A 425-nucleotide genomic window follows, 5' to 3' on the forward strand; every position below is an offset into this window, starting at 1 on the left:
TCGGCGCGAGTGGTGAGTCCTGCCCAACTGAGGTAGTTCAGTAGCGTCTCGTCGAGTTCACGCAGCGCGTCGTCGAGGTCAGACCAGTAGACCGTCTCGTCGGTGATGCTGGTCTGAAGTGAGACTTCGACTTTCGGATTGTAGAGCGGGTGGTCCTCGTCGAACTGCTCGGGATTCAGCGGGTAGTAGTGTTTGGCCTCCTTCCAGAGTCGGTGGCCCCTGATAATGTCGCCAGCGCGTTCGTCGGTGATGTGTGTCGAGACGTAGTAGCCGGGGATTTTCCGGTGGTCCTCCTTGTGCATCCGGTAGCCCGACATACCGCTGGTCATCACCGAGTGAGTTCGGGCGATTGGTCCATCCGGGGCGTAGATAGCTCCCGAGTGTTCACGCGAGAGGCGGACGTAGACGGCGAGGTCCTGAACGTT

General features: G+C 59.8%; 1 pseudogene. It reads right to left on the reverse strand.

The annotated features are described in order from the left end of the window. Nucleotides 1-425, reverse strand: a pseudogene (locus DVK06_RS17610) (winged helix-turn-helix domain-containing protein); the annotation flags it as partial.

The organism is Halorubrum sp. Atlit-28R (assembly GCF_003665955.1).
Classification (GTDB): Archaea; Halobacteriota; Halobacteria; order Halobacteriales; family Haloferacaceae; genus Halorubrum; species Halorubrum tropicale.